The organism is Okeania sp. SIO2B9 (assembly GCF_010672505.1).
Classification (GTDB): domain Bacteria; phylum Cyanobacteriota; class Cyanobacteriia; order Cyanobacteriales; family Microcoleaceae; genus Okeania; species Okeania hirsuta.
On record NZ_JAAHGK010000620.1, the window covers coordinates 1 to 4,392 of the forward strand.

Annotated in this window: 2 protein-coding genes and 1 pseudogene; all 3 read right to left on the minus strand. The window is 40.3% G+C overall.

What is annotated here, in order from left to right:
• Window positions 1-452 precede the first annotated feature (452 nt).
• Window positions 453-2,054, minus strand: a complete 1,602-nt coding sequence (locus tag F6K13_RS20225) for an FAD-binding oxidoreductase (protein ID WP_287240970.1) — start codon at window positions 2,052-2,054, stop codon at window positions 453-455.
• A 298-nt stretch (window positions 2,055-2,352) separates the two neighbouring features.
• Entirely contained in the window at window positions 2,353-2,922 is a 570-nt protein-coding gene (locus tag F6K13_RS20230; protein ID WP_124145798.1) for a PEP-CTERM sorting domain-containing protein, read from the minus strand.
• A gap of 239 nt (window positions 2,923-3,161) precedes the next feature.
• A pseudogene (gene cysE / locus F6K13_RS20235) lies at window positions 3,162-3,785 on the minus strand (serine O-acetyltransferase); the annotation flags it as partial.
• Window positions 3,786-4,392 lie beyond the last annotated feature (607 nt).

The following is a 4,392-nucleotide window of genomic DNA, read 5'->3' on the forward strand; positions in this document are numbered from 1 at the left end:
GAGCGAATCCCCATGTAATTTTCCTCCTGTCTCCTGTCTCCTGTCTCCTGTCTCCTTCTTCAATGCTCTGGTTCAAAAGCGATCGCTCTGTTTGGCGATTATTAATGTTCTATTGGACAATAGTTATCATTTTCTTTGTGGGTTTAATACCCCACCGTCAACGGGGGTGTTCACGCATTACTTGGGGGAGCGAATCCCCATGTAATTTTCCTCCTGTCTCCTGTCTCCTGTCTCCTGTCTCCTTCTTCAATGCTCTGGTTCAAAAGCGATCGCTCTGTTTGGCGATTATTAATGTTCTATTGGACAATAGTTATTGCTCTAGACCCTACATACATCCTGGAGGGACTGTGTGCGGAAATAGTTCCGCACTTTAAAAGCGCCGTAGGAAACCTCGCCAATTAGCACTCAATTTTAACTTTTAACTTCCGGGTAGCGGCACTACTCCCTACTGCCTAATCTCCTAGTATACTTGACTGTAGCTTGGCGAAAACTGAAGCATAGTCATCATTTCTTTCTGGTAAAGCATTCTCAACAGAAAGTGCTTTAGGCCAACGGTATTGATAGTATCCCATCGTCCTTAATTCTGCTGCTAGACGCTCAAAACACTTTCTCGCCTGTTCATCTCGACCAGCAACTTCGCGGTCGTAAACTAAAGATGTCATCACATACATTTCTCTACTGTTAACACCATCTAAAACAATCATTGGCTCAAACCCGTAATCATTAAAAAAGTGTTCAATCACAGGAACAATAGTAAGTGCATCGGTACCAGAAGCAGGTGCTGTCACAGCTAGCCAGATAAAACCACATCGGTCTCGGTCTAGATCCATAATTTCTGGAATTGAATTGCGTTTACGCCAATAACTAATAGGAATACTGCCCTGGACAGGAATTCCAGCAAAAGTCAAGAGACGACCTTTGAGTAGTTTATGAGTCAATTCAGGAATTTCTAGATTCCTATTCCAACGCAATTTTTTGATTTGAGATTGATCTACAGTGAACGTTTTCAATCTACTTACTTTGTTATTGAGGACTTCGTGAATATCCGCTTTCATTGCTTCAGCGTGCCTTAAAGTAGGAGAATAGATAGCAAACACTCCGTTATAAACTCCTGACCAGCCAGGAATTTGTTGTTGGCGCAAGAGTTTCAGCATCAGATTGCGATCTAGAGTTCTTTGTGCATCAGTCTCTTGCCAAGGAAACTGACTGACTTCTGCCAGAATTCGGTAGCCATGCAACAGTATCCAGTTACTTTCAATTAATCCAGTTTGCTTTAAATTGTGCAATTGGTCAGTTAGCTCACCTAACTGCTCTTCTTCATCAATGGAAAAATAAAATATTTGTAGGTATGCGGGAGCTAACGATAATTCCAACGTCATTTCGGTGACAATTCCTAAATTTGATTGCCGAAATAAACCCTTCAAGTCTGGTCCGAGACCATAACGAGATATTCCTGCTGTTGAAGCGTTGGGCAAAGCATCAAATCCAGTTTTGAGTAATTCACCAGAGGGTAAAATCGCCTCAAGGGAAATTACATGATTCCAGCGAATCACATTCAGACCGTTGGCATAACCTGCATCTATAGCATTGCCAATAATGCTGGAATAAGGTGAACTTCCTGTGAGAGAAAAGAACAAGTGGGGATAATTTGACCGCAAATATTCAAATAACTGCTGCTGAGTTACTCCAGGACCAAGAGTGACGGTGGCATTTTTACCATCTACCTTAATCTGATTCAGTCTACTCAAATTCATAACCACACTCAGGTTTTCATCAGGAACTTGAGAACCATATCCCCAGTTATATCCCTGACTGACTGGGTGAATATGAACTCCAAATAGTTGAGCAGCTTTAAGGCACGCTTGAACCTCTTGTGGTGAACCTGGTTGAATCACGAAACGCACTTGTTGTGAAGTTTCAAAAGTTGCTGTCTCTACTGCGGCAATTACATTCTCATTGGTAATTACATATTGATGACCAAGTATTTTTTGACAAAATTCTAGGTAGTGCCATTTTAATTTCAAACTGGGGTTAGATTGTAAAACCGATACCATTGTTGTTCTCCTTATTGCTGAATAGATAAATTAAATTAGTGTTGGCTGAATCAAAAGATGATTGAGAGAGAATTTTTTACCTGAGTTTTGCTACTCTCAATCATTCCTAAAGTCAATCTAGAACTTGATGTTTCACTAGCTATTAGCTTTTAGCATTTCCGTACCGGAATGCTCCGCAAACAGCTATCAGCTTTTATAGCTCTGGGTTTAAATCCCCGGTATAAACCGGAAGGTGCGCGGAGGGGTTTAAATCCCCTTCTAAATGTTTACTGCTGACTGCTGAATGCTGAACGCTTTTTTAATGGGAATTAATTTTTTTCTTGCTCACAAGTAAACTTAGACCTAAAATTCCTAATCCTGCCAATGATGCAGGTTCTGGTACTGATTCATAGCTAACGTTGTCTCCTCCTGTAACCCTGGTATCAACAGCTCCTGTTTCCAGGTTGGGACCCCATATAGACCAAGCTCCAGGTTCGCCAGGCTTGATCGCTTCATCTCCACCATCAATCAGAAGTACATAATCACCACTTTCTTGAGATTGGCCATTGTACTCTATTCCTAAAAATTCTCCATTGGCAAAAACAGCGTTTGCCTTATCTGCATTTGTGTGGGAGAAAGAAAATGTGTCTAATGTGTTTAAAGTAAGTTCTACGTCAAACTCAGTTAGGGCAAACTTCTCCAAAGCGTTCAATTTATCTGGTTCTGCCTCGAAACTGACAGAACCAGAACCGAGAATATCTTCAGCATCATCTATCAGAGGGAAATTGAAGTTGAAAGAGGCAGCATGAGCGGGAATTTCTGAAACTACGGTAAACAAAGCTGCACTAGCAATTGCGACGGTGAATTTTGTGAAGATGTTGTTAGTCATTGTTTTACTTTTTCCTATGATTTGTTGATTTAATTTGTCTGATGAGTTTGAAAAAAAGACAAAATGAGTCTTTTGAGCAAAAATAGCTGTGAGTAACTAGATGAGCGATCGCTAATTTTGCCTAAACTTGCGTTCTCCTAGAGCTACTAACTAGCTCTGGAATAAAAGCTATCAATTTTGGTTGAAATCCCCTTGAGATTGCATTTTTCTCGGTTTCAGTATAAATCTCAACTTAATACTGAACGCTTAACAATTCGACCAGGAACTCCGACAACTGTGCAATTAACAGAAACATTCCGTAGAATAACTGCATTAGCACCAATAGAAACATTGTTGTCGATTTTGATATTGCCTAAAACCTTAGCTCCAGCTCCGACAATCACATTGTTTCCCAGAGTAGGGTGGCGCTTTCCAGTCTCTTTACCAGTTCCACCAAGAGTCACGCCTTGGTATAGCAGAACATATTCTCCCACTTTCGCTGTTTCGCCAATTACTACACCCATGCCGTGGTCAATGAATGCACCCTTACCAATTTGAGCAGCAGGGTGAATTTCAATCCCAGTCAAGAAGCGAGCAAAGTACGAAATGAAGCGAGGAATTAAGGGAGTTTTTAAACCATGGAGATAGTGAGCTATCCGATAACACAGCAAGGCATGAAACCCTGGGTAACACAACAAAACTTCAAACCAGTTTTTAGCTGCTGGATCACGTTGAAAAATAATCTGGAAGTCAGCTGATATCGTTCTCAGAAAATTAAGCAGTTTTATCTGACTTGCCAAGAAGAAATATCTATGAGATTCTGAAGCTACCAAATGCTTGTTAATCCTGGTTTCAGCAGGGATTAGTTCCCCAGTTAAGGACATTTTACTGTCTCCTTTTTACTGTTGTTTTTCTGTTCTGCGAGTTTATATTTCTCACATAGAAAAGGTTATGCAAAAATTTGTCAGTATCTACTGTTGTAATATTAAACCAGCTTTTCTTCGGTATAGTTAGTCAGGAGTCGGGAGGGAAGGAAGAGTAGAAAAAAGTTTTTTATGGCGCTATTATCCGGACATGATATAATAGGCGTTACATAGAGTGCCCATTGGAATTAGTGTGAAGAGTGTGGAGGGCGTTACATAGAGTGCCCATTGGAATTATAGTTTGAAAAAAAGAGGAAGTAAAAGATGTTACCTTTTGTGCAAAGATTCATCCCGCCCCTCAGCAACGCCATATAATACAGTTTTTTTTAGCATAGAGTATATTTACTGATTGAAATTTATAAATTTTTTATAGCAATGAGCGCTGGTATATTTACAAATTGCAGGAGGGGCAAAATAGCTAAAAGTCTTATATTATCGGCAATTTATCATTTTCTTTGTGGGTTTAATACCCCACCGTCAACGGGGGTGTTCAAAATTACTTGGGGGAGCGAATCCCCATGTAATTTTCCTCCTGTCTCCTGTCTCCTGTCTCCTGTCTCCTTCTTCA